The organism is Candidatus Nanopelagicales bacterium, assembly GCA_028687755.1.
Taxonomy (GTDB): Bacteria; Actinomycetota; Actinomycetes; order S36-B12; family S36-B12; genus UBA11398.
On the sequence record JAQTZL010000004.1, the window covers coordinates 136398 to 156865 of the forward strand.

Below are 20468 nucleotides of genomic sequence, written 5' to 3' on the forward strand. Positions count from 1 at the left end.
TTAGAGCGAAATAATTGGAACGGATGTGCCGGCGTTCATCACGTCAGGCGCGATAAATGCGATCCCATCTGCATTCGCCCAGTCACTGATGTCGTTTAATGATCCAGATAGTTTTTTGGCAATGAGGTTTGATCCCGATCTACTCAGCGTGACGGGAACCAATCTGGTGTCATCTTGATAATCGCCAATTGGTGGTTCATCAACAAGCACTGCGTGGGAGAGCACGGGTGCAGGTGCACCACGCATACCCCGAATGAGGGGCGCAACAATCGTGAGCAAGCCAGCTAATGCTGATGCAGGTTCACCTGGTAGCCCCACAACAAAGCGACCATCAGGAAGTTTCGCTAACAACATTTGGGTACCGGGGGTGGAGGCAACGCCATCAATGAGCCAACGCGCACCAAGATCACTCATGACTTGACGCACATGATTGTCAGGTGTGGGAGCGGTGGAGCCAGTAGTGATCAAGATGTCAACGTTGGCGTCATCGATATGTTCAAGGAGGAGCTGCGCGGTATCGGGTGCGCGCAGTGGTGGATTGGAACGAGCACCTTGGGACCCCGCAAAATGCGCAACCGCATCGCCGAGGGCATCGCGAATGCGCCCATCGCGTGGCAGTCCTTGACTGAGCAACGTATGGCCGAGCACAACCGTGCCAACGACAGGCGGGCGGACGATCTCTACAAAATCGTGCCCACTTGAAGCAGCAAGTGCTAGCACTGCCGCAGTTACTTGGCGTCCTGCCGGCACAAGTTCACTGCCAAGTGTTGCTCTGGAAGCCTGGCGGGCGATGCCACTGCCAAGTTCTGGTCGCACAGACTCATCAATGACACCGGTGAGGGCATCGAGTGCGATCACAATGATTGAATCGTCATTGGCTTTGCGTGCTTCAACAGCAGCGACAGAAATAACCGCATCCGTGTGATCAGGAATAGGTTGCCCGGCATGCAAAAACATGCATTCCCCGGGTTGAAGGCGAGTATCAGCTACCGCAAGCCACGGACCTTCACCACAAATTGCATACCCGTCACTTTGGGCGCTGTCTGCTGCGGGCTCGTCGGTTAATCTCAGTAAGGGTTTGCCGAGAATACTTCCGCCTGCTTCATCAAGTCGGGCGGCAACAGTGGGAAGGGCCCTGCCAGAAGTGGTGGCAACATGAAAGGCCTGTTCCCAAGCAAGCACACCATCAAGCCCGTAAGTACTCATTAATCGAACAATACGACCATGGGTATGAATAGGTAGGTATCGATCAATAAGTGCGGGCGAGTCAGCTGTTAGTCGTCGTCATCATCATGGGAAGAGCTCGGACGCTTCGTGTCTTCTGACTTATGTTCAGACTCGTCATCATCATCATCGTCGTCATCATCTTTTTTCGTCGTGGTAACCGTCGCCGCTGGCGCTTTTGCGGGAGCCGCCGGCTGGGCAGCTGGTGCACCCACAGCATCCCAATCAAAAATCACACCAGTTGCCTTATGGACGTAGCCGGTGGCAGTGCCACCGTCGGTCAAGGCAACTTTCACTGCGAAGGCCTCGAAGCCATTGCGTGTTACTTCTGAAATGGACGTTACCGTGCCTTTGACTTCGCTGAGCACTGCAGTGCGTGCCTGCAAGCTGGTGATTTGAGTAGGTGAAGGAGTGGTGACAGGTGTTGGTGTGGCGGCGACAGGCGAAGTCTTGGAAATTTTTACGGATGGAATCGTGGCCGCGATTTGCGCACTTGTTTGATCTGGTGTGCGAGCAACACTTTGTTCAAAGGTCACAATCGGCGGCAATTCACCAGGCACAAACATTGGAGCGCCTGCAGTAGCTGTCTCATTGGCTAACAAGGTGATGGTCTCGGGCGCAGGGGTGGGGCTTGCGGAGTTGACCACCGCGAAACCAGCAACACCGGCTACAGCCACCATGCCTAAAGACATTGCTGTCACAGCGACGGTTTTGATTACGGACATGTGCACTCCTCTGGTTTCCCTCTGCGATCACGGTAGGTCAGTGGGCCCTAACTCAATCCCCAGAATTGGTTAAGTCCAGGTAAGGGATTCGCGTGTGGCTGTGTGCGGTGGGATCCCAATGAGTTTCATGCCACGATGGCGTCGTGCGCGTTCTCGTTGTTGAAGATGACCCGGCTGTGGCCCAGCCATTAATTGAGGGTCTCATTCGCAATGGGTTCGAAGTTGAGCACGTCGGGTATGCAGCGCATGTACTCCCAGCAATCACGACCATGGCTGGCATCGATGTTGTGCTCTTGGATCTGGGGCTTCCTGATGGCGATGGACTCGATGTATTGCGCGAAATTCGCCGCACGAGTGACGTCCCGGTGATTATTGCGACAGCTCGAGGAGATGAGACCGATCGCATTGTTGGCCTGGAACTGGGTTCAGATGATTATGTGGTCAAGCCGTTTAGTGTTCGTGAGTTAGCGGCCCGTATTCGCGCCGTTGCTCGCCGGCGTCGCATTGAACCGACATCTCAGGGTGGTCGAGTCGTGGTGAACCGCTCGCATCGAACGGTCATGGTTGATGGAGTTGAAGTTGACTTGACCACGAAAGAGTTTGACTTACTTGCAGTGCTTGCCGAAGAACCAGGCCGCGCAGTTCCTCGACAAGAACTGTTCTCACGCGTGTGGGATCCGGTGTGGGTGGGTACTGGAAAAACCCTTGATGTGCACATTGCTTCTCTACGAAAAAAATTGCACGATCCTGATTTGGTCGAGACCGTGCGCGGTGTCGGATATCGACTCGCGGATCACTCAGCGTGACGCGGCGCTTAGTACTTGTCATGACCCTGCTCGCTGCAGGCGTCGCTGTGGCATTAGCCGTGCCCTTGGGTTTCGTCATTTCTAATGACCGGCATGCATCGTTTATGAATGAATTGCAACGGGAAACTCTTGCAACATCAATCGCTCTATCGGCCCAACCGGTGAAAACCTGGCCAGCAACTGTGAAAGCAGTTTCCAAGGCCACGGGTGCTCGAGTCGTGATCGTGAACAGCAAATACTCACTCGTTGCGGACAGTCAAGAAAGTGCAGTTGACCGAGTCTTTGAACGTCCAGAAATTGCCACAGCATTAGCTGGAGTTTTGGCTTCAGGTGATCGACCGTCTGACACCTTGGGCACTGACTTGCATTATGTGTCCGCTCCGGTGATCAAGAACGAAAAAGCTGTTGCGGCAGTGAGGCTTTCACTTGTCGACTCAGATGTGGTTGCCGTGGTGCGCCAAGTACAAATCGTGCTGGCAATATTTGTGTTGGTTGTGATGGCATTTGCAGCGCTCATCGCGTGGCTGATTGCTCGTTCAATTGCTGCGCCACTTTCACGCGTTGCAACGATTGCTGAGCAATTGCCTGACGATCTTTCCTTGCGAGCGCAGGAGCATCAGGGGCCCGCGGAGGTTCAAGCGGTTGCCATTGCACTGAACACCACTGCTCAACGTCTCACTGGAATCTTGGAACGCACGCAGGCGGTTGCTGCGGATGCCTCGCATCACTTAAAAACTCCGTTAACGGGAGTGCGGTTGCGCCTTGAAGCGATCGAGGATATTTCTGAGCAAGAAGACGTGCGAGTTGAAGCACAAAAAGCCACTGCAGAAGTTGATCGGCTCACTCGGCGTATCGATCAGGTCCTCGCGCTTGCGCGAAGCGATGCCGGGGATACGTTGCGTGGGCGTTGTGATGCATCAGGTGTGATTGCTGAACGCATTGATCAGGCTTCGGTGACTGCCCAAGAATGTGATCTGCAGTTGGTTCAAGATCTTGCACCGCACATCATTGCGGCAGTGACCGCGCCGCCACTTGCTCGAGTGATCGACGAACTCTTAGGTAATGCTTTCGAATATGCCCGTACACAGGTACGGATAACTTTGGTGGAGCGAGACGGTTTCGCGGTGCTGACTGTCGAAGATGACGGCCTGGGTTTACCGACCATTGAACAAGAAGTGGTCTTCAACAGATTTGTTCGCGGCGCAACTGCTGTTGCTGGTGGGTCTGGACTTGGGCTTGCGCTTGTGCGCGAAACGGCTCGTGCTTGTGGCGGCGATGCAGTTACGTTCACTTCGGCTTTAGGTGGCTTGGCAGTGCGCACCACTTGGCCATTGGCCTAAGGGTTATTGACCAGCGGCGCTGGCGTTGCCCATGTTGTGAGCAATATTGAGTGCTGGTCGAACAGTGATGCCCGTATGTAAATCAATTTCCACATCGCGGGTTAGCGCAGCGCGCATCACCTGGATCGCCTGTTCGTGTAACTCGGCAAGTGGGCGGTTGCGGTGGGTGCGGACTCCGAGGTCGGATTGTGCAATTGATTCAACGCCGTAGGTGCGAGCGACATCGATGAGTAGGCCCATCTCTACGCCGTAATCAATTTCAAACGGAAGCGCTTTGGCAACGTCGCGACGAATAGCGTATTCACCCCCAAGTGGCTGACGAATATGCGCGAGTTCTGGGTAGAGCAACTTCAAGATTGGCCGAGCAGTGAGTTCTGTAACGCGACCGCCTTCATCACCTTCACCATGCAAGGTGCGCTGATAGTTCGCGCGTACTAATGCAATGGATTCGTCATTGAGCATTGGTTCAACTAGTGCGGTCACGTATTGGGCAGTGAAGGATGCAAGGTCAGCATCAAGCCATACCACAATCTCGCCGGTGGAAGCTTCAACCGAGCGCCACAACACGTCGCCCTTACCCAGTGCTGGGCCAAATTGCGCAAGAACATCATTTGCGGGAATAACGCTCGCGCCACATTCGCGAGCAACCTCAGCTGTTTGATCTGTTGATTCGTGATCCATCACGATGAGCTGATCGACAAGTGGATGCGCATCCATGAGTTCGCGTTTGATGCGCAACAAGATGGGCGCGATGGTCGCGGCTTCGTTGCGCGCCGGAATACACACGCTGATTGTGCGACCTTGCTTCTTGGCAACAAGGGCTTCGACGGAGAGTTCAGAGGTGAGGCGAAGTGGGCGAACGTGTGCCATCTGCTTCCTCCTCGTGGTTGATCAGGCGAATGCCTTGAGCAATAAGCGTCTCATATGGGGAAGAGGGCAGAAAACCGCGGGATGAACTGCCAATGAACGTTCATGCGCGAACGTTTGCCCCGGTGACGAGCTGCGAGTAGTTACTTACGCAGCAGGAATGATGCGGCCGTAACCAGAGATGTGATCGCCGTACCAAGGTCCGTTAATTGCTGCAGCTTGCACGCGCTGGCCTGGCTTTGGTGAGTGGACCATTTTGCCGGAACCGATGTAGACGCCCACGTGATGTGCGCCGCGCTTGAAGTAGAAGACAAGATCGCCCGGGCGAAGGCTCTTCCTCGTGATCCGCTTTGAAGCGCGGTACTGAGTAAAGGATGAGCGGGTGATGTCTTTACCCGCGGCAACCTTAAAGACGTAGCTGGTGAGGCCGGAGCAATCGAATGCATTGGGGCCGTCTTGGCCCGAAACGTAGCGGTCGCCGATTTGCTGACGGGCAACCTTGACGATCTTGCTGCGCAGGATCATTTCGCGGGCTCGAGCCAACATTTTTGGTGAGGATTTAGGGGCGAGCTTGCCGGAGCGAAGTGACATCTTCAGGGTGGTGACGCCATTGACTGCATTGGCAGCATTTGGAGCTGGATCGCCATTGGCAGCAAAAGCATCTGAACCAAAGCCCATGGTGGTGATCAGGAGAGTGCCGGTGACGGCGCCAGTGATCAGGCGTTGCGGGCGGCTAAAAGTCGTACGCACGGAAGTAGTACCCCTTTGGTCGGCAGGCCTTGCGGCCTTGTTCCTTCGGTGGTGGTGCTCCTTGGTTTGCGGGGGCAAACCAAGGTCTTACTTTCCCCAGAGCCCATGACGTTACGCAGCGGAACTGACATTCCGCCTCCCAAGAACCCGATTTTCGGACGCCTCTTGGGCGGCCAGGTGATGTGGATCACGGACTTTGGGCCTAAAAGTGGCAGATTTTCACCCCATGAGTCACATCCGTCACTTTGGTATGGGTTCACTTCCAAAGTCGTGAGGGTTTGCGTACCCTCAGCCCACGCCATGGTGGCGCCCTGAGGTGGAGGTAGGAATGGACGACGTCGTCCGTCAACACAAGTACTTGCTGAGCGAAGACCAGATGCCAACGACTTGGTACAACATCATGGCTGACCTCCCAACCCCGCCACCGCCGCCACTGCACCCAGGCACCATGCAGCCAGTTGGCCCAGAGGATCTGGCTCCGTTGTTCCCAATGGAACTGATCATGCAAGAGGTCTCCCAGGAGCGTTACATCGAAATCCCTGGCGGAGTGCTCGATGTGTACCGCCAGTGGCGACCATCCCCACTTTTCCGTGCGCACAATCTTGAAAAGGCGCTCGGCACACCTGCACGTATTTATTACAAGTACGAAGGCGTCTCACCTGCTGGCTCACATAAGACCAACACCTCAGTGCCGCAGGCGTACTACAACAAGAAGGAAGGCACGACCCGCCTGACCACCGAAACTGGTGCAGGTCAGTGGGGTACAGCCCTTTCCTTCGCATGTGCGTTGTACGACATGGAGTGCGAGGTGTGGCAGGTCGGCGCATCCTTCGACTCAAAGCCATACCGCAAGCTCATGATTGAAACCTTCGGTGCAAAAGTGCACCGTTCGCCATCAGAGCTCACCGATGTTGGTCGCGAATTCCTCAAGGATCCAAAGAACTACTCAGGTTCACTTGGTATAGCAATTTCGGAAGCAGTTGAAGTTGCTGCGAAGGATCCAAATACCCGTTACGCACTGGGCTCAGTGTTGAACCACGTGTTGTTGCACCAGACCATCATTGGTGAAGAAGCAATTCTTCAGCTGGAAATGGCTGGCGATACGCCAACACACATTGTTGGTTGCACCGGCGGCGGTTCAAACTTCGCTGGGCTCTCATTCCCATTCCTGCGCGAGAAGCTCGCGGGCAAGATTTCGCCACGCATCATCGCTGCTGAACCTGCTTCATGCCCATCGTTGACCAAGGGCACCTATGCCTACGACTTCGGTGACACCGCAGGTATGACGCCACTGATGAAGATGCACACCTTGGGTCACGACTTCATTCCTGACCCAATCCACGCAGGTGGCTTGCGCTATCACGGCATGGCTCCACTCATCTCTCATATCTATGAAGAGGGAATGATGGAAGCTGTCGCTGTTCCTCAGACCGAGTGCTTCCAGGCTGCAGTGTTGTTCGCTCGCACCGAAGGCATCGTGCCCGCACCAGAGCCAACTCACGCACTTGCACTTGCAATCCGTGAAGCACTCAAGGCAAAGGAAACTGGCGAAGAAACCGTCATTCTCACCGCACTGTGCGGCCACGGTCACTTCGACCTTGCTGCGTACGACTCATACCTTCGCGGTGCGATGGTTGATGAGAACTTCGACGAAGCTCGTTTGCAGGCGGCCCTTTCCACCATTCCGGTGGTTGCAGGTCAGTAATACGTCATGTGAATGTTGGGCCTCACCTAGCGGTGGGGCCCTTCATTCATTCGGTAGGAGTACTTGAACCATTAGGGTCGTTATGTGACTGAACCGCGCTCGGCGCTTGCCAAAGGCCTGATTTTCGTAGGCGTGGCAACGCTCGTGGGCAATGGCACTGCATATGCACTGTCGATGTTCGCAGCGCGAGTTCTTGACCCATCAGATTTTGGTGCCTTTGGTGCCTTGATGGGTGTGTTGATCATTGTCTCGACACTGTCCATCGCCTTGCAGACCATGACTGCTCGCCGTGTTGCGGTAGCGGGCGCTGATCGCATTGAAGTCGAGGGTCAGGCAGTTCGTCTTGCTACGTATCTCGCAGCAGCAATTGCCGTGATCGGCGCAATTGCCGCTTGGCCGCTCGGTGAAATTCTTGCGATCCCATACCTAGCACTGCTGTTTGGCATGTTGTCGCTGTCATTTGTGGTGCTTGGCACTGCATCCCTTGGCATCGGCCAAGGCCGCGAAGAACACATGCGCTTCAGTGCGGGCTTCATCGCCAACGGCATGGGCCGTGCGGTCGTCGGCATCATCTTCTTGGTTGCCTTTCAAACCATTGAAGCTGCAGCCCTTGGCATCTTGATTGGTTGCGCAGTTGGCGCATTCGTGAGTTACCGGATCATTTGCCCAGGAGCCTGGGCGAAGTCACTTTCGATCGGCACCTACCCAGAATTTGGTCACGTTGCGCACGCGCTCGTGGTGTTATTCACCTTGACGAACATCGATGTGCTTCTGGCTCGCGTGTTCTTATCAGAAGCTGACTCTGGTGAGTACTCCGTTGGAGTACTGCTGGCAAAGATCGCCTTCTTCTTACCAAACGCCATCATCATCGTGCTGTTCCCAAAGATGACCTCAGGCGACAATCGCCGCGCAGTGTTCATTGCAACAGGCCTGACTGCACTCATGGGCCTTGGAATCACGCTCTTCAGCTTGATCTTCGGTTCGCTCGTCATTCGCGTACTTGGCGGCGCGCAATACATTGATTTGGGTCTTGCTGATAGTGCTTGGCGCTTTGCGCTTGAAGGCTCCGCTTTCGCTTTAGTACAAGTGTTGCTCTACGCCCGACTTGCTGCGCAAGATCGCCGCGCAGTGGTGTTGGTGTGGGCAGGGTTAATTGCACTTGTGATTGCTGTGTCGGTTTGGTTCCACGAAACTGTGGAGCAAATTGTTACGACCGTCGTCGTTATCTCACTTGTACTGACATTGATTGGTTTGCTCCTTGATCGTCGTTCTTCAATCACCGGAACTGTGATCGAGCCAATCGAAATCGCTGAGTAGTTCGCGACTTTTCGTTTTTCACACCTTGGTCTTTGCTACAGCAAAAACTCTTTCACCCACAGCCCAAGCTGCTCTGAGCAGTAATCAACGGATTGCTTCCACGACATACTCGCGGGTTCATTAGCCGAGTCACTCACGCGTTTAACCAAGCGCACAGGTACTTGAGCAGCCATTGCAGCCTTGGCGACGGCATAGCCCTCCATGTCGACCAGATGTGCATGCTCTGCGAGCTGTGCGCGCTTCACGGGATCAGAAATAAATTGATCACCAGTGGTGAGCGTTAATCCGGCTCCGCCAAGATTGATGGGCTCTCCAAAGTGCAGACCGACCAGTTCAAAAATGGCGACGTCATCAAGATCATGTTGGGTCACGGTGCTGATCACATGCGTGCCGACAAAGTCATCATGCAGAGCACCTGCGGTGCCCAGGTTCACAATTTCCTTGGGGGAGTGCTCGCCCAGAATCGTCGCTACGGCTACAGCGGCATTCACCTTTCCCACGCCCGTCACCAGGATCGGGAGCTCGCTGACGTGCAGATGCACGGCCTCTTCTTCGAGGGCAACCACGAGGAGGGGCAGGTCAGGGGAAATGGTCCGATGCAAGCGCATGGCCGACACTCTAAAGTGAAGCCTTCACCACCTAAGGAGCACCATGCGATTGCCTGAACTGAGGATGACCTCAGCCACGCGCACCGTATTCGGCTTGCTCGGTGGCGTATTGATTCTGATCGCACTGGCGGTACTGGTGAGCAGCCTGCGATCCACACAACCAGATTCCCTTCCTGTTGGCGGTGCGGTTACACCAACGCCGACACCATCTGCATCTGCATCAGCGCCAACTGCACTAGATCCTGGGGTATCGGCAATTCAACAAGGTGATGTGCGATCACAAACCTTTGTTGCAGCATCGAATCTTTCGAATACAAAAACGACCGCGGTGGGTTATCGGGTTTTCTCCGGTGACGTGAAGCCTGCAGCGTTTGCATCAGTCGTTGCACAAACCTTTGGTGTTGCAGGCACTCCTGCTAAAGGAGATAACAATTCATATGTTGTGAGCAATGGTGCGAATACACCTGAAGTTACGGTCTATTCAGATCCGCTCGTTCGCTGGCATTACAGCGATCAACGTTTAATCGCGGGCAAACCTGTTGACGAAGATCAAGCCAAAAAAATCGCAAAGACCTTGCTCGCTCCGCTTGGTGTTCCTGTTGAGTCAGCTGAATGGGAATTTGGCCAAGATCAAAATCGTGTCGTTGTGCGCGCTTGGTTAATTCTCAAAGGACTTCGCACTGAACTTGGTTGGACGGTCGTGATCGCGCCTGACGGAGAAGTGGTGTGGGCCGATGGTTTCGCGGCATCCCTAGTGCCTGTTCCTGGATACCCGGTACTAGGTGCGGCCGATTCACTTAAGCGCGCATTGAAGCCAGGCTGGGAATTCGCTGGCCCAACAGCCTGGACTGGTTCGGGTTCAACAGCGGAGCTGGCAGTTCCAGGGCCAGTTCCAACAGTTGCGGGCCGCCCAGTGCTCGTTGCCGGTGTGCAAAAGCTTGTGGTGGGTAAAGCCGAACTAGGTTTGGCTCAGTTCTGGCAGCCAGATGGCAGTTTGTTGATCCTGCCTTCGTACATCGTGACCACCGAGGATGACCAAAAATGGAGTGTTTTAGGCGTCGGTAACGCTTATGTCAGCACCCGCGACCTCGTGCCTGCCGCAGATCAGGCCGGCCGCGCGACCACCCTTAGCTAAGAGCCGGTAACCTTCTCTACGCGTTCGAAATGAATGCAAGGCGAGGTGGCGGAGCGGCCGATCGCAGCCGCCTTGAAAGCGGCCGTGGGGAAACTCACCGGGGGTTCAAATCCCTCCCTCGCCGCAGTGAGCGGAGATGGCGATGAGCGACATGTTGTGGCTCATCGCCATCAATGTTTTGGTGATCGTTCTACTCTCGGTTCTTATAGGTGCCGCTGCGCCTCGATGGCCAAGCTTGTGGTTGGCATCAGATCGTTTCCCACTAACTGTTCTGCCTTTTGAGAAGCACCATCACTATCGAAAATTTCGTGTAGCAACCTTGCGTGAACGGCTTCCTGAACTTGGTCACATTTTTGGAGGTGAATCAAAAAGCGCGCTTACTGGAACAGATCTCGAAAGTATCAATCGCTATCTCATTGAAGTACGTCGGGCTGAATGGGTGCACATACTTTCGTGCCTTACCCCAGTGCCATTGTTTTTCTATAACCCTCGGTGGCTGGCGCTGGCGTTTTTACTCGCCGTGTTGTTCGTCAATGGATTGTTCCTCATTGTGTTACGCCACAATCGTTTACGACTTCTGCAGGTGGTAAAGATTCGCCAGCGCAAAAAACGTTAGCAACGAGAAGAAAACATGAAAATTCGGAATGTTGAATTATGGAGTTCGCTTGAGCAAGCGTTGGTGAATAATATTTTGCAAATCTTGAGCAAGGTAGTTGAAAAGATTGAGACGATGAACAACAAATTTGACTTCCTCTTGAATGACTTTCACATCATCGCGATTACCCAGTGACTCACGTACGCGGCTTCGTACGCGTACAATTTCAAGCTCCGCGACAACAGCACGCTCAGGAATTTGATCGGCTAGCTCTGCAAGTTCTGGCGCGACAGAAGCGAACCTTCTACTAAAGTCGCGCACGTTGCAAAAAATCAATTCCTCACGCACAGCATCTAAACATTTAGCAAGTTGAGTCCACCAACCTGCTGAGCCAACATAGTCCTTAGGGCCCTTGGTGAGATCCTCCAACGGAGTGACATCCACGACTGGATAATCAATTACATGAGCCCTTTGATCATTTCTATGCACGAGATCCTCCATTTTTTGGGGAAGTAACTTTCAATGAAACAGTGCCACATAAGTTGAAACCACAAGAAACCAAAAGGGCGAAATCGATGTCACAATCATGTCGCAATTGCCGTTGAAGGCTTTGTGAGCCATTTCTCTAAGAGGAAATGCACTTTAATTGTCTTGTGGCTCACATAGTGATGGTTATTGAAGATGATGATGATATTCGCTTCATCTTGTGCGCGAATTTACTGAATGCTGGCTATGAGGTATTGGAATTTGATACTGCGGAAAAAGCACTAGCCAAGTTTCAAGACGTTCAGCCGGATGTGATGCTCGTAGACATTCGACTGCCAGGAATATCTGGACTAGACCTCATACGAAGTGTTCGAGGCACGAGCCAAGTCCCGATTATTGCCGTTACCGCGCAGACAGATAGCGCAGATATTATTGCTGGGCTAGAAGCTGGAGCCGATGACTACGTAACAAAGCCTTTTGTAGCCAGCGAACTTATAGCTCGAATAAAAACGCAAATAAGGCGAATTGAAAAAATCCCTAGCTCAATAGATCCAAAAGTACTTCGATGTGGAGATCTCGTACTTAGGGAGGATTCAGCATCACTTTATCGCGCAAACATTCCTGTGAGCATTTCTCGTATTGAGTATTTTGTTTTGCGTGAACTTTTGCTAGCCAAAGGATCAGTTCTTAGCCGTGAGTATTTATTACGCAATGTTTGGGGATACAAAAACGCGGGCGACGGAAGAATTGTAGATAATCTAATTTATCGGCTGCGAAGTAAGATTGAGAAAGATTCAAGTAATCCTGAACTTTTAACCACTGTTCGCGGTTTCGGATATCGAATGCAGGAGCCGTATGCAGAGGCTGAGTAGATAATCTTATGAAGATTGGATTGCGCACGCGCGTTGCGATAGCGATAGCTACGCTCTCTTTTGTTTTGGCGTCCGTCGTTGCTGGCAGTACGTATGCATTTGCTCGCTGGTATTTATTGGAACAACGCCAGTCAGTTGCCTTGACACGGGCGGTACTAGATGCGCGAGCCGTTGATGCAGCGCTCATAAGTGAAGTGGCTGTCGATCAAGTGTTGGCTCAAGTTCCTTCAGTAGGAACTTCTCAACCCATGCTTAACATTGGGAATTCTTGGTACACAAGTTCGATAACCATCTCCCCAGATGAACTTCCAGATGAGTTACTTGTGGTTGCTGGACAGCAGGGTGCGCAACAGCGCCTGGAAATTTCAGGTGACCCTTATTACGTTGCAGCTGTTCCTGTAAGCGGAGGCATATTTGTTGAGGTCTTCCCATTGAAAGAGCTTGATCAAACTTTCACATATGGGGGATGGGCACTATCGATACTCACAATTATCGTCACTGGACTTGGTGCCATTGTTGGGGTTTCGGCGGCCAAGCGAGTTCTGGTGCCGCTACAGAATCTTGGTCACATTGCGCAACGGATCACAGATGGCGAACTTTCGGCTCGCATCCCTCTGGAAAATGATCCAGACCTTGACCCCCTCGCGCGGTCATTTAACAAAATGGCGGATGCGGTGCAGCTGAGAATTGCGCGAGAGCGAAGATTCGCGGCAAATGTCAGCCATGAACTGAGATCACCATTGACTTCAATATTAGGAACGACAGAACTTCTTGATTCGAATAAAAGTGAATTAAGTGAACAAGATAAAAACCTCACAAGGATATTGCGTCAACAAGTACAGAGACTTTCACGCATGTTGGTAGATCTACTCGAAATCAGCAAAATGGCATCTGATGATGCAGTTCAATGGGAAAATGCGAATCTACAAACGTTATGTAGAGACATCGTGGTAAGCAGAGGGATGGCCGAACAGGTTGTTGTGGGTGATGCTCCTGCGTTTTCAACAGATTTGCGCAGATTCGAAAGAATCGTTGGAAACCTTGTTGAAAATGCGGTGTTGCATGGAGGAGGGTTAGACCGAATTTTGATCGTCAGTGAACCTGCCTATGTACGCATATTTGTTGAAAATATGGCTGGTGGCATACCGGAGGAATCTCGGGAGCGGATCTTTGAGCCTTTTGTCCGCGGGCATGGCGAAGGGACTCGGAGTAGTGGGGCAGGTCTTGGTCTAGCGATTGCTCATGAACAATCTGCGGTGTTGGGTGGACAGTTAGAAATATCCGAAACCGATGACGGTCGCGGGCGATTCATCTTGACGCTCCCGAGGGTGATGTAGAAATGACGAAACACCTACTAGGAAAGGAACGTTTCGTATTGATTGGTGCTCTGATAGTCGCGTCAGCCTTTGTGACGAGCTGCGGCGTTCCGGTGGAAACATTGGCTCGACCAATTCCTGACGGTGCAATCACACCTCATCCGACTTTTCAAAGTTCTTCGCCCAAACCAGCAAAACAATCATTGTGGTTCGTCAAGGATGATGGTTTAGTAAAAGTGCAGACGGATTTTCAGGGCCCAGTATCACCGGATGCGCTTCTGAATATCTTGGTTGCAGGACCAGCACCCGGCAGTGGGCTACGAACAGTTGCAGCAGACCCTATTTCGGGAGCTGCCATGCTCAGTTACGCGCCCCCGGCAGCAACGACAGAAAAAAATGGCACGCCCTTGAGCGATGTGATAGTCATCAAAGCCTCTCCAGCGTTCAGTGTGTTACCCCCAACCGAACAGATCCTGTTGTTGGGGCAAGTGGTGCTCACGCTGACATCAGCTGGATGGCAGGCGGTTGCTATCACCGACGAGGCTGGATCAGCGGTTGCTGTCCCACTTCCAAACGGGCGGTTACTTGATCGCCCCGCAGTTGCAGGTGATTACTTGAGCCTCGAACGTAAATAGGCATCCTCCTGTCGCCTGTTGTGGCTCCAGCGATCGCCCAGCCGCCACTGCTGAGTGAGGTCGAGGGTGATACTAACAATGCCTACTTGTTGAGTGATGCAATATCAATCACGAAGCGGAACTTCACATCACTTGCAACCACGCGATCCCAAGCTTCGTTCACATCTTGAATGTCGATGATTTCAATGTCAGCACCCAGGTTGTGCTTGGCGCAAAAGTCCAGCATCTCTTGGGTTTCAGTGATGCTGCCGATGCTTGAGCCGGTCAGGCTCTTTTGGCTGGCCACCAAGGAACCGGTTTGCACTGACAGTGGGTCAGATGGAATACCGACCATGCACATCACTCCGCGCATACCGAGCAGGCTCATGTATCGATCAACATTGATATTGACGGAAACAGTGTTGAGAATGAAGTCGAAGCTGTAGCGGGCTGCCTTCCACGCATCTTTGTCAGTGGAGAGCAAGAAGTGGTCAGCACCAAGGCGCTTTGCGTCCTCTTCTTTATGTGGTGAGTGACTGATGAGCGTCACTTCAGCGCCCATGGCCTTAGCAATTTTCAAGCCCATGTGGCCAAGTCCGCCAAGACCAACAATGGCAACTTTCTTACCTGGGCCTACGTTCCATTGGCTGAGCGGTGAGTACGTGGTGATGCCAGCGCACAGCAGTGGTGCTGCTTGCGCAAGATCAAGACCTGCAGGAATGTGCAGTGCATAGTTTTCATCCATCACGATGTGTGAGGAGTAACCACCGTATGTCGGAGTGGACTTGTCTTTTTCAACACCGTTGTACGTCACCACACTGTGACCAAGGCAGTAGTTGTTATCGCCAGCTTTGCAGTTCACGCATTCGCGACAGGTATCAACGAAGCAGCCCACGCCTGCATGATCGCCAACCTTGAACTTGGTGACGTTTGCGCCAACTTCAGTGACTACTCCAGCAATTTCGTGGCCAGGCACCATTGGAAAGATTCCTTGGCCCCATTCCTCACGGCCTTGGTGAATGTCTGAGTGACAGATGCCTGCGTATTTGATTTCAATGAGGATGTCATCGGGGCCAAGATCGCGACGCTGGATGGTGGTGAGTTCGAGTGGTGCGCTTGGTGCTGGCGCCGCGTAGGCCTTGACGTCCATGTGGATTCCTCACGAAGTTGGGGTAAGTGCACCCTAACCAACTTCAGCCCTACGCATTACCGAGATTCCAAAAGCCAAATACGTGAGCCGCCGATAAGTGCTGCGCCGTTAGGAACAATCACTGTTTCATCACCAAGTCGTGCAACAGATGTTGGCGTGAGGTGCCTTGAGTTGCCGCCGCCAACATAGAGACGATCCCAAAGAAACACCGGGCGAAAACTGTCAACGAGACGAACCACGCGTCGAGACCACAATGCATCACCAAGGCGACGCCGTTCTGGTTCACCGATGTAGTTGTCGAAGACCACGTCGGGCTTTACGGGAATTTGCGAGAGTTCAAGATGTGGCGCCAAGTGACCACCGTCAAATAATGCGAAACCAAGACCCGTACCAAGGGTGAGAACCACTTCAAGACCTTGACCAGTGATCACGCCAGCAGCGTGCACTTCCGCATCGTTGAGAACCTTGCATGGGATGCCGAGTGCTTCGGTGAGTGCAGCGCGAGCATCGAAGCCTTCCCAGGCCTCAACAAGTTCGGGCAGCACCTTGCTGCGCGGGCCCGACTTGGTGATGTAGTGCGGGGTCTTGATGACCACGCCGTGGCGGATCATCCCGGGCAGGCCAATCGTGGCTCGGTCGGCCTTTGGGAGCTGCTTGGCCAGAGCGACCAGTGTCTCCACAAACAAGGCAGGGGAAAGCGGGTAGGGGGTTGGCACGCGCACGGGTTGGGCCCGCATAGTGCCGGTGTCATCAAGGACGCTGCCCTTGATTCCGCCGCCTCCGCAGTCAATTGCCAATGTGGTGGTCATAGCACCAAGTGTGCCCGATAAGATTCATGCGCTCGTACGTTGGAGACGTCGCATAGCCCGGTCGAGTGCGCCTCACTGCTAATGAGGTAAGGAGTCAAATCCTTCGGAGGTTCAAATCCTCTCGTCTCCGCGAAAAGACCCCAATTTCGGTTGGGGTCTTCGCTTTTCCCGAGACAAATTGACCCAAGTTTGAGCATTGCCCTCGGCAGGCTAGACTTTGCCCTCGTTATAAAGCAGGCGCCCGTAGCTCAACGGATAGAGCATTTGACTACGGATCAAAAGGTTGCACGTTCGAATCGTGCCGGGCGCACGAGAGTGTTGAGACTCTGCGCAAAGACCCCTAGATATTTCTGGGGGTCTTTTCATTTCTCTTCCTTGAGCTGATGTCGGTTTCAGTTCCTCGCCACCAGCTACGTTGTTCGCGGGTGCGAATTAGGTGGCAGTTTGCGCATCTCACATCACATTTACTGACCTCCCTTTGAACCGCATCCAGGGAGTAACCAGTGGTCACCAGCACTGACACGTGTGCCGTCTTATCAAGGCGATCTCGATGATCGAATTCAAGTACTCGAATATCGCAATTCCCGCAGTCAACACAGGGGTGATTTTTCAAGTATTCCAAGATCCAGTCTTTGACTGCCAGGGATGTTTTACGATTGCGAACGCGAGCCTTTGCCAGGTAATACTCGCGATTATTCGCGTAATGCTGCCGCCCTCGAGCTCGTCTGCACTCCAGGCACAGGTGTTCTTTGCCCGGAAAAATTGTGTCAGCCGACGATGCTGCGCAGGCACGACACGTTCGAATCGGTATTAATTCATCCACCCGTCAATGTTCTTATTGACGTCTGACAATCAAGAGTGTCTATGCACAAGGTGAATCTTTGGATTGCTAACAAGATCATTCAGAGTACAAACCTCGTCAAGACATGGGAACAAATGAGAGCCTGCCTAATTGATTGCTCCCTAGGCCTTGCGTGGTGGCAAGAGGAAAGCCCGCACGCTGAACTGCTTGGCGGATTGATGCGATGCTTTTGAGCACGCACATCTCAAGATTCTCTCCTGTGGCATTAATAGAAATCTCAATGCAGCGTTTTCTGAGGTCTATACCTACAGCACAGTCATGAACATCTGGGTCATTTTCTTCGACAAATAGAAGCGCATCCATGACACCTGAAATTTCTGATGATTCAAATGCTGCGATGCAAGGATCAATAGGCAAGACCCATTCACAGTGTGTGCGCACGCTCGGTCTCCTTTGATTTCAAAACCTTCCAATCCAAGCAGGGTAAAGCGAGTTGCGGGAATTGGCTAGGAATAGGCGTATGGTCGAAGTATCGCCGTCGTTCAGACCGCGCAAAGAAGGGAAACGCCATGGGCGAGAAGACCTCAAAGAAGAACGTGAAGAAGCCATCGAAATCGATCAAGGAAAAGCGCGCCGAAAAGCGCGGAGCAGCAGCAGCCGCTGATTCGATTGTGATCCCAAAGAAGTAACGCTCTTCCCAGCCGGCCCTGAGTGATCGGGGCCGGTTTTCCATTTCCGTGCGTTCTATTTCGCTGCGATCGGAACGGTCACGATTATTGCAAGGCCACCAAGGGCACTTGGCTTGAGTTCAATCGCTCCGCCTGATGCATCAACGATGCCGCGCATGATGCTCATGCCCAGACCTGAACCCCCTGATTCACGTGAACGTGATTGATCAAAACGTTGAAAGAATTGGATTCCTGATGAGTAAGCCTCATGAGGTAAACCAGGGCCGCCGTCTTCAATCACTAATACTGCATTGGATTTAGCGGTGGTGAGCGAAACATTGATAGGTGCATCGATTGGGGTGTGATGTCGAATATTTGAAAAAATGTTGGCGAGTAATCGCACCATCAGATCGGGTGCGCAAGTAATGGAAACATCCGCCTCGATGGTGTGAGTGACTGGACGTTGTGATTCCAACTGTTCTAAGTCAGTTATTTGGTGCTGCACGGCAGTGGAAAGATTGAAAGATTCCTGAATGCGTAAGTGATGTTCCGATAATTCAGCAATCAGGAGTAAATCTCGGATAAGCGATTCCATTCGGTCAATTTCGGTGCCCATGCGCGCGTAATAGCGTTCAAGCTGCGCTGGATCCGAAACGTTATTCGTTGAAAGTAGTTCGACATAACCCTTGATCACAGTGAGAGGTGTGCGGAGTTCATGCGAGGCATCCCCGAGAAACTCCTGCATGTGTTTTTGGCGCTGTTCGAGCGCGGTGACAAGATTCGCTAATTGGCGATCGCCACGGAAGAACACAAACGTCACTAAGAATCCGACAACCATCATGGCGAGTGTAAAAAGTGAAAGCAGCCTGATTTGGTCAGCACGATTTGAGATCACTGGGTCAAGAGATGTTGATACCAATAGGTAATCATCATCGCCAAGTTCCGCAGCACTCATGCGAACCGGATTAGGTGCATCCAAGGAAATGGGGCGGGTGAGCGATTCTGACAGCTGTTCTGACGATGGAACTTCCTGTAAGCCATGAGTACTGTCAGAAAGTTGAATGACATCGCCATCGGGGGTGAGGTAAGTCATCGTGATGGGAAACGGGCTGTCTTCGACTAAGAACTGAGAAAGCATCAGTGGATCATCTTGCGTAGTTGCGAGCTGCGTTGAGTAGTCAACGAGCACGCTGTCAATGCGATTCAATTCCACGGATTCAGAACGCAGGATTGCAAACCCGCCGATTGCGATGGCAATAAAAGCGATGATGAGCGTCACCGTGATGGTGAGTCGGGTTTGGAGCTTCATTACTTGGCCATGAGTTGGAATCCTGCGCCACGAATCGTACGAATACCTTCGTAGTCATCTTTATGCAGTTTCTTGCGTAAGTAGGAAATGTAGGTATCAACGACGCTGGTATTACTTTCAAAATCAATATCCCACACAGCTCGCAGCAGTGCTTCTTTGCTGACAACAAAGCCAGCCCGCAGCATGAGCTCTTCAAGGAGTCGGAATTCCGTTTGGGTGAGGTCGATGGTTTCTGATTCGTACTTCACTAAGTGCCGGCTTTGGTCAAGAGTGATCGGTCCGCACTGCAACACCGCATCAACTTGTTGCGCTGGCATCGTGCGCCTCAATACTGCGGCCACCCGTAAAACAAGTTCTTCCAATCCAAATGGTTTGGTGACGTAATCATCCGCACCGATTTTGAGACCGGTGGTGATGTCATTGCGATCGCCACGTGCGCTCAACATGATTGCTGGCGTTTGGTGGCCGTCTTTGCGGTGACGCTCAAGAAGTTCAAAGCCATCCATTTTGGGCATATTGATGTCGATCAACATGAGGTCCACGGGTTGCTTCAACAAAATATTGAGGGCTTCGACCCCATCTGGAGCGCTCAAGGTGCGATAGCCAGACATCCCCAGGGCATCGCTGAGAAGTTCGCGCACGCCTGGCTCGTCGTCAACGATGAGAATCGTTGCTTGAGTCATGGGCCAACCTCCTGCGGGAAATCTATCTGGAGTGCGCGACGGTACGTCCATGACTGGTCCGAACTGCCAGATTTGGGGGTTTGGCAAGGAACTCACAGGAATTTCACAGAAACGGGGTGGATGCTTCTGGTGGGTTATTAGACGTAAAAGGAGGGTCGACGATGAATCGGAGCGCGGCTCTGGCTGCATCGGTTTTAGCAGGAGTAATCCTGTTCACCAGTGCACCTGCGGCTTTCGCAGATTCGCGTCCAACCCCGACTCCGCGTCAACAAGGGGCTATGCCAGCCCGGCCACTTCCTGCGGGGGCAGTGCGGCCGGTTGCTGATGTGCGGGTAGCCCCTCGCGATGCTCAGGCAGCGGCACGCCGTGTTGTTAATGATGCATTCAAGGCAGCCATTGAGGCGGCCACCGCGAAGTTTGACGTTGCGATGGCTGCAGCAACAACAGCTGCTGCAAAAGCTGCAGCACACGCCGCACGTCGATTGGATGTCGCGGCTGCAATCGCTACACGCCAGAGCGCATTGGCGGCAATTCCAAAACCGGCGCCTAAGGCACCAAAGCCAAAGCCCAGGTTTTCGCCATGACTTTCCAAGCTATTGATATGCCTGTGTCAATAGTGATTCCTCCGCGGAGACTAAACGCCTGAGTCTCCACATGATGGTGAAAGTCCCCCTGACCAACCTGAGG

The 20468-nt window shown here is 52.8% G+C and carries 21 protein-coding genes and 3 tRNA genes; 13 read left to right on the forward strand and 11 right to left on the reverse strand.

Annotated elements, in window-relative coordinates; all coding sequences use genetic code 11:
* Both PHN51_07200 and PHN51_07205 read right to left on the reverse strand, forming a co-directional pair.
* Entirely contained in the window at positions 1-1206 is a 1206-nt protein-coding gene (locus tag PHN51_07200) for a molybdopterin-binding protein (protein MDD2818569.1), read from the reverse strand.
* 68 nt (positions 1207-1274) lie between these two features.
* A complete protein-coding gene (locus PHN51_07205; protein ID MDD2818570.1) occupies positions 1275-1949 on the reverse strand; it encodes a hypothetical protein in 675 nt (224 codons plus the stop codon).
* A gap of 143 nt (positions 1950-2092) precedes the next feature.
* Between PHN51_07205 and PHN51_07210 the strand changes: the two genes are divergently transcribed.
* Both PHN51_07210 and PHN51_07215 read left to right on the forward strand, forming a co-directional pair.
* A complete protein-coding gene (locus PHN51_07210) occupies positions 2093-2755 on the forward strand; it encodes a response regulator transcription factor (GenBank protein MDD2818571.1) in 663 nt (220 codons plus the stop codon).
* A complete protein-coding gene (locus PHN51_07215) occupies positions 2752-4095 on the forward strand; it encodes an ATP-binding protein (protein ID MDD2818572.1) in 1344 nt (447 codons plus the stop codon). Before PHN51_07210 ends, PHN51_07215 begins: the two co-directional genes overlap by 4 nt.
* A 3-nt stretch (positions 4096-4098) precedes the next feature.
* Here PHN51_07215 and PHN51_07220 read toward each other — a convergent pair whose 3' ends face one another.
* On the reverse strand, positions 4099-4965 hold the full coding sequence (locus tag PHN51_07220) for a glucosyl-3-phosphoglycerate synthase (protein MDD2818573.1): 867 nt from the start codon (positions 4963-4965) through the stop codon (positions 4099-4101).
* Positions 4966-5109: 144 nt separating this feature from the next.
* On the reverse strand, positions 5110-5712 hold the full coding sequence (locus PHN51_07225) for an NlpC/P60 family protein (protein ID MDD2818574.1): 603 nt from the start codon (positions 5710-5712) through the stop codon (positions 5110-5112).
* A 328-nt stretch (positions 5713-6040) separates the two neighbouring features.
* Here PHN51_07225 and PHN51_07230 point away from each other — a divergent pair, with 328 nt between their 5' ends.
* On the forward strand, positions 6041-7417 hold the full coding sequence (locus tag PHN51_07230) for a TrpB-like pyridoxal phosphate-dependent enzyme (GenBank protein ID MDD2818575.1): 1377 nt from the start codon (positions 6041-6043) through the stop codon (positions 7415-7417).
* A gap of 84 nt (positions 7418-7501) precedes the next feature.
* Entirely contained in the window at positions 7502-8734 is a 1233-nt protein-coding gene (locus tag PHN51_07235) for a hypothetical protein (GenBank protein ID MDD2818576.1), read from the forward strand.
* A gap of 35 nt (positions 8735-8769) precedes the next feature.
* On the opposite strand, the gene PHN51_07240 is transcribed toward PHN51_07235, so the two are convergent.
* Positions 8770-9342, reverse strand: coding sequence for a nucleosidase (locus PHN51_07240; GenBank protein MDD2818577.1), 573 nt, complete (start codon positions 9340-9342; stop codon positions 8770-8772).
* A gap of 43 nt (positions 9343-9385) precedes the next feature.
* Here PHN51_07240 and PHN51_07245 point away from each other — a divergent pair, with 43 nt between their 5' ends.
* The 3 genes from PHN51_07245 (at position 9386) to PHN51_07255 (ending at position 11093) form a co-directional block, all read left to right on the forward strand.
* Positions 9386-10477, forward strand: a complete 1092-nt coding sequence (locus PHN51_07245) for a hypothetical protein (protein ID MDD2818578.1) — start codon at positions 9386-9388, stop codon at positions 10475-10477.
* 39 nt (positions 10478-10516) lie between these two features.
* Positions 10517-10601, forward strand: a tRNA-Ser gene (locus PHN51_07250).
* 18 nt (positions 10602-10619) lie between these two features.
* A complete protein-coding gene (locus PHN51_07255) occupies positions 10620-11093 on the forward strand; it encodes a hypothetical protein (protein MDD2818579.1) in 474 nt (157 codons plus the stop codon).
* Positions 11094-11129: 36 nt separating this feature from the next.
* On the opposite strand, the gene PHN51_07260 is transcribed toward PHN51_07255, so the two are convergent.
* Positions 11130-11561 carry a hypothetical protein gene (locus tag PHN51_07260; GenBank protein ID MDD2818580.1) on the reverse strand — a complete coding sequence of 144 codons (432 nt, stop codon included), beginning with the start codon at positions 11559-11561 and terminating at the stop codon, positions 11130-11132.
* A gap of 179 nt (positions 11562-11740) precedes the next feature.
* On the opposite strand from PHN51_07260, the gene PHN51_07265 reads away from it, so the two are divergent.
* Genes PHN51_07265 through PHN51_07275 form a run of 3 tightly spaced genes read left to right on the forward strand, consistent with a single transcriptional unit; the run spans position 11741 to position 14381 of the window.
* The gene (locus PHN51_07265) at positions 11741-12430 is read left to right on the forward strand and encodes a response regulator transcription factor (GenBank protein MDD2818581.1); all 690 of its coding nucleotides are present in this window, start codon (positions 11741-11743) and stop codon (positions 12428-12430) included.
* Positions 12431-12438: 8 nt separating this feature from the next.
* Positions 12439-13767: a HAMP domain-containing sensor histidine kinase gene (locus tag PHN51_07270; protein MDD2818582.1), complete on the forward strand. Its 1329-nt coding sequence runs from the start codon at positions 12439-12441 to the stop codon at positions 13765-13767.
* A gap of 2 nt (positions 13768-13769) precedes the next feature.
* Positions 13770-14381, forward strand: coding sequence for a hypothetical protein (locus tag PHN51_07275; protein MDD2818583.1), 612 nt, complete (start codon positions 13770-13772; stop codon positions 14379-14381).
* A gap of 82 nt (positions 14382-14463) precedes the next feature.
* Here the strand turns inward: PHN51_07275 and PHN51_07280 are convergent, their stop codons facing one another.
* Both PHN51_07280 and PHN51_07285 read right to left on the reverse strand, forming a co-directional pair.
* The gene (locus PHN51_07280) at positions 14464-15510 is read right to left on the reverse strand and encodes an NAD(P)-dependent alcohol dehydrogenase (protein ID MDD2818584.1); all 1047 of its coding nucleotides are present in this window, start codon (positions 15508-15510) and stop codon (positions 14464-14466) included.
* A 56-nt stretch (positions 15511-15566) separates the two neighbouring features.
* Positions 15567-16319, reverse strand: coding sequence for an ROK family protein (locus tag PHN51_07285; protein MDD2818585.1), 753 nt, complete (start codon positions 16317-16319; stop codon positions 15567-15569).
* Between the two features lie 41 nt (positions 16320-16360).
* Here PHN51_07285 and PHN51_07290 point away from each other — a divergent pair.
* Both PHN51_07290 and PHN51_07295 read left to right on the forward strand, forming a co-directional pair.
* Positions 16361-16449, forward strand: a tRNA-Ser gene (locus PHN51_07290).
* A 107-nt stretch (positions 16450-16556) separates the two neighbouring features.
* A tRNA-Arg gene (locus tag PHN51_07295) sits at positions 16557-16629 on the forward strand.
* A 609-nt stretch (positions 16630-17238) separates the two neighbouring features.
* Here PHN51_07295 and PHN51_07300 read toward each other — a convergent pair.
* The 3 genes from PHN51_07300 to PHN51_07310 all read right to left on the reverse strand — a co-directional run bounded on the left by PHN51_07300 (position 17239) and on the right by PHN51_07310 (position 19781).
* Positions 17239-17562: a hypothetical protein gene (locus PHN51_07300; GenBank protein ID MDD2818586.1), complete on the reverse strand. Its 324-nt coding sequence runs from the start codon at positions 17560-17562 to the stop codon at positions 17239-17241.
* A 303-nt stretch (positions 17563-17865) separates the two neighbouring features.
* Positions 17866-19098, reverse strand: a complete 1233-nt coding sequence (locus tag PHN51_07305) for a histidine kinase dimerization/phospho-acceptor domain-containing protein (protein ID MDD2818587.1) — start codon at positions 19096-19098, stop codon at positions 17866-17868.
* Positions 19098-19781: a response regulator transcription factor gene (locus PHN51_07310; protein MDD2818588.1), complete on the reverse strand. Its 684-nt coding sequence runs from the start codon at positions 19779-19781 to the stop codon at positions 19098-19100. Before PHN51_07310 ends, PHN51_07305 begins: the two co-directional genes overlap by 1 nt.
* Positions 19782-19942: 161 nt before the next feature.
* Here PHN51_07310 and PHN51_07315 point away from each other — a divergent pair, with 161 nt between their 5' ends.
* Positions 19943-20365, forward strand: coding sequence for a hypothetical protein (locus PHN51_07315; protein MDD2818589.1), 423 nt, complete (start codon positions 19943-19945; stop codon positions 20363-20365).
* Positions 20366-20468: the final 103 nt, after the last annotated feature.

Excerpts from the sequence above, each read along its gene's own strand:
- PHN51_07200 (MDD2818569.1), bottom strand. The coding sequence starts at position 1,206 with ATGAGTACTTACGGGCTTGATGGTGTGCTTGCTTGGGAACAGGCCTTT.
- PHN51_07205 (MDD2818570.1), bottom strand. The coding sequence starts at position 1,949 with ATGTCCGTAATCAAAACCGTCGCTGTGACAGCAATGTCTTTAGGCATG.
- PHN51_07220 (MDD2818573.1), bottom strand. The coding sequence starts at position 4,965 with ATGGCACACGTTCGCCCACTTCGCCTCACCTCTGAACTCTCCGTCGAA.
- PHN51_07230 (MDD2818575.1), top strand. The coding sequence starts at position 6,041 with ATGGACGACGTCGTCCGTCAACACAAGTACTTGCTGAGCGAAGACCAG.
- PHN51_07240 (MDD2818577.1), bottom strand. The coding sequence starts at position 9,342 with ATGCGCTTGCATCGGACCATTTCCCCTGACCTGCCCCTCCTCGTGGTT.
- PHN51_07245 (MDD2818578.1), top strand. The coding sequence starts at position 9,386 with ATGCGATTGCCTGAACTGAGGATGACCTCAGCCACGCGCACCGTATTC.
- PHN51_07255 (MDD2818579.1), top strand. The coding sequence starts at position 10,620 with ATGAGCGACATGTTGTGGCTCATCGCCATCAATGTTTTGGTGATCGTT.
- PHN51_07265 (MDD2818581.1), top strand. The coding sequence starts at position 11,741 with ATGGTTATTGAAGATGATGATGATATTCGCTTCATCTTGTGCGCGAAT.
- PHN51_07270 (MDD2818582.1), top strand. The coding sequence starts at position 12,439 with ATGAAGATTGGATTGCGCACGCGCGTTGCGATAGCGATAGCTACGCTC.
- PHN51_07275 (MDD2818583.1), top strand. The coding sequence starts at position 13,770 with ATGACGAAACACCTACTAGGAAAGGAACGTTTCGTATTGATTGGTGCT.
- PHN51_07280 (MDD2818584.1), bottom strand. The coding sequence starts at position 15,510 with ATGGACGTCAAGGCCTACGCGGCGCCAGCACCAAGCGCACCACTCGAA.
- PHN51_07285 (MDD2818585.1), bottom strand. The coding sequence starts at position 16,319 with ATGACCACCACATTGGCAATTGACTGCGGAGGCGGCGGAATCAAGGGC.
- PHN51_07305 (MDD2818587.1), bottom strand. The coding sequence starts at position 19,098 with ATGAAGCTCCAAACCCGACTCACCATCACGGTGACGCTCATCATCGCT.
- PHN51_07310 (MDD2818588.1), bottom strand. The coding sequence starts at position 19,781 with ATGACTCAAGCAACGATTCTCATCGTTGACGACGAGCCAGGCGTGCGC.
- PHN51_07315 (MDD2818589.1), top strand. The coding sequence starts at position 19,943 with ATGAATCGGAGCGCGGCTCTGGCTGCATCGGTTTTAGCAGGAGTAATC.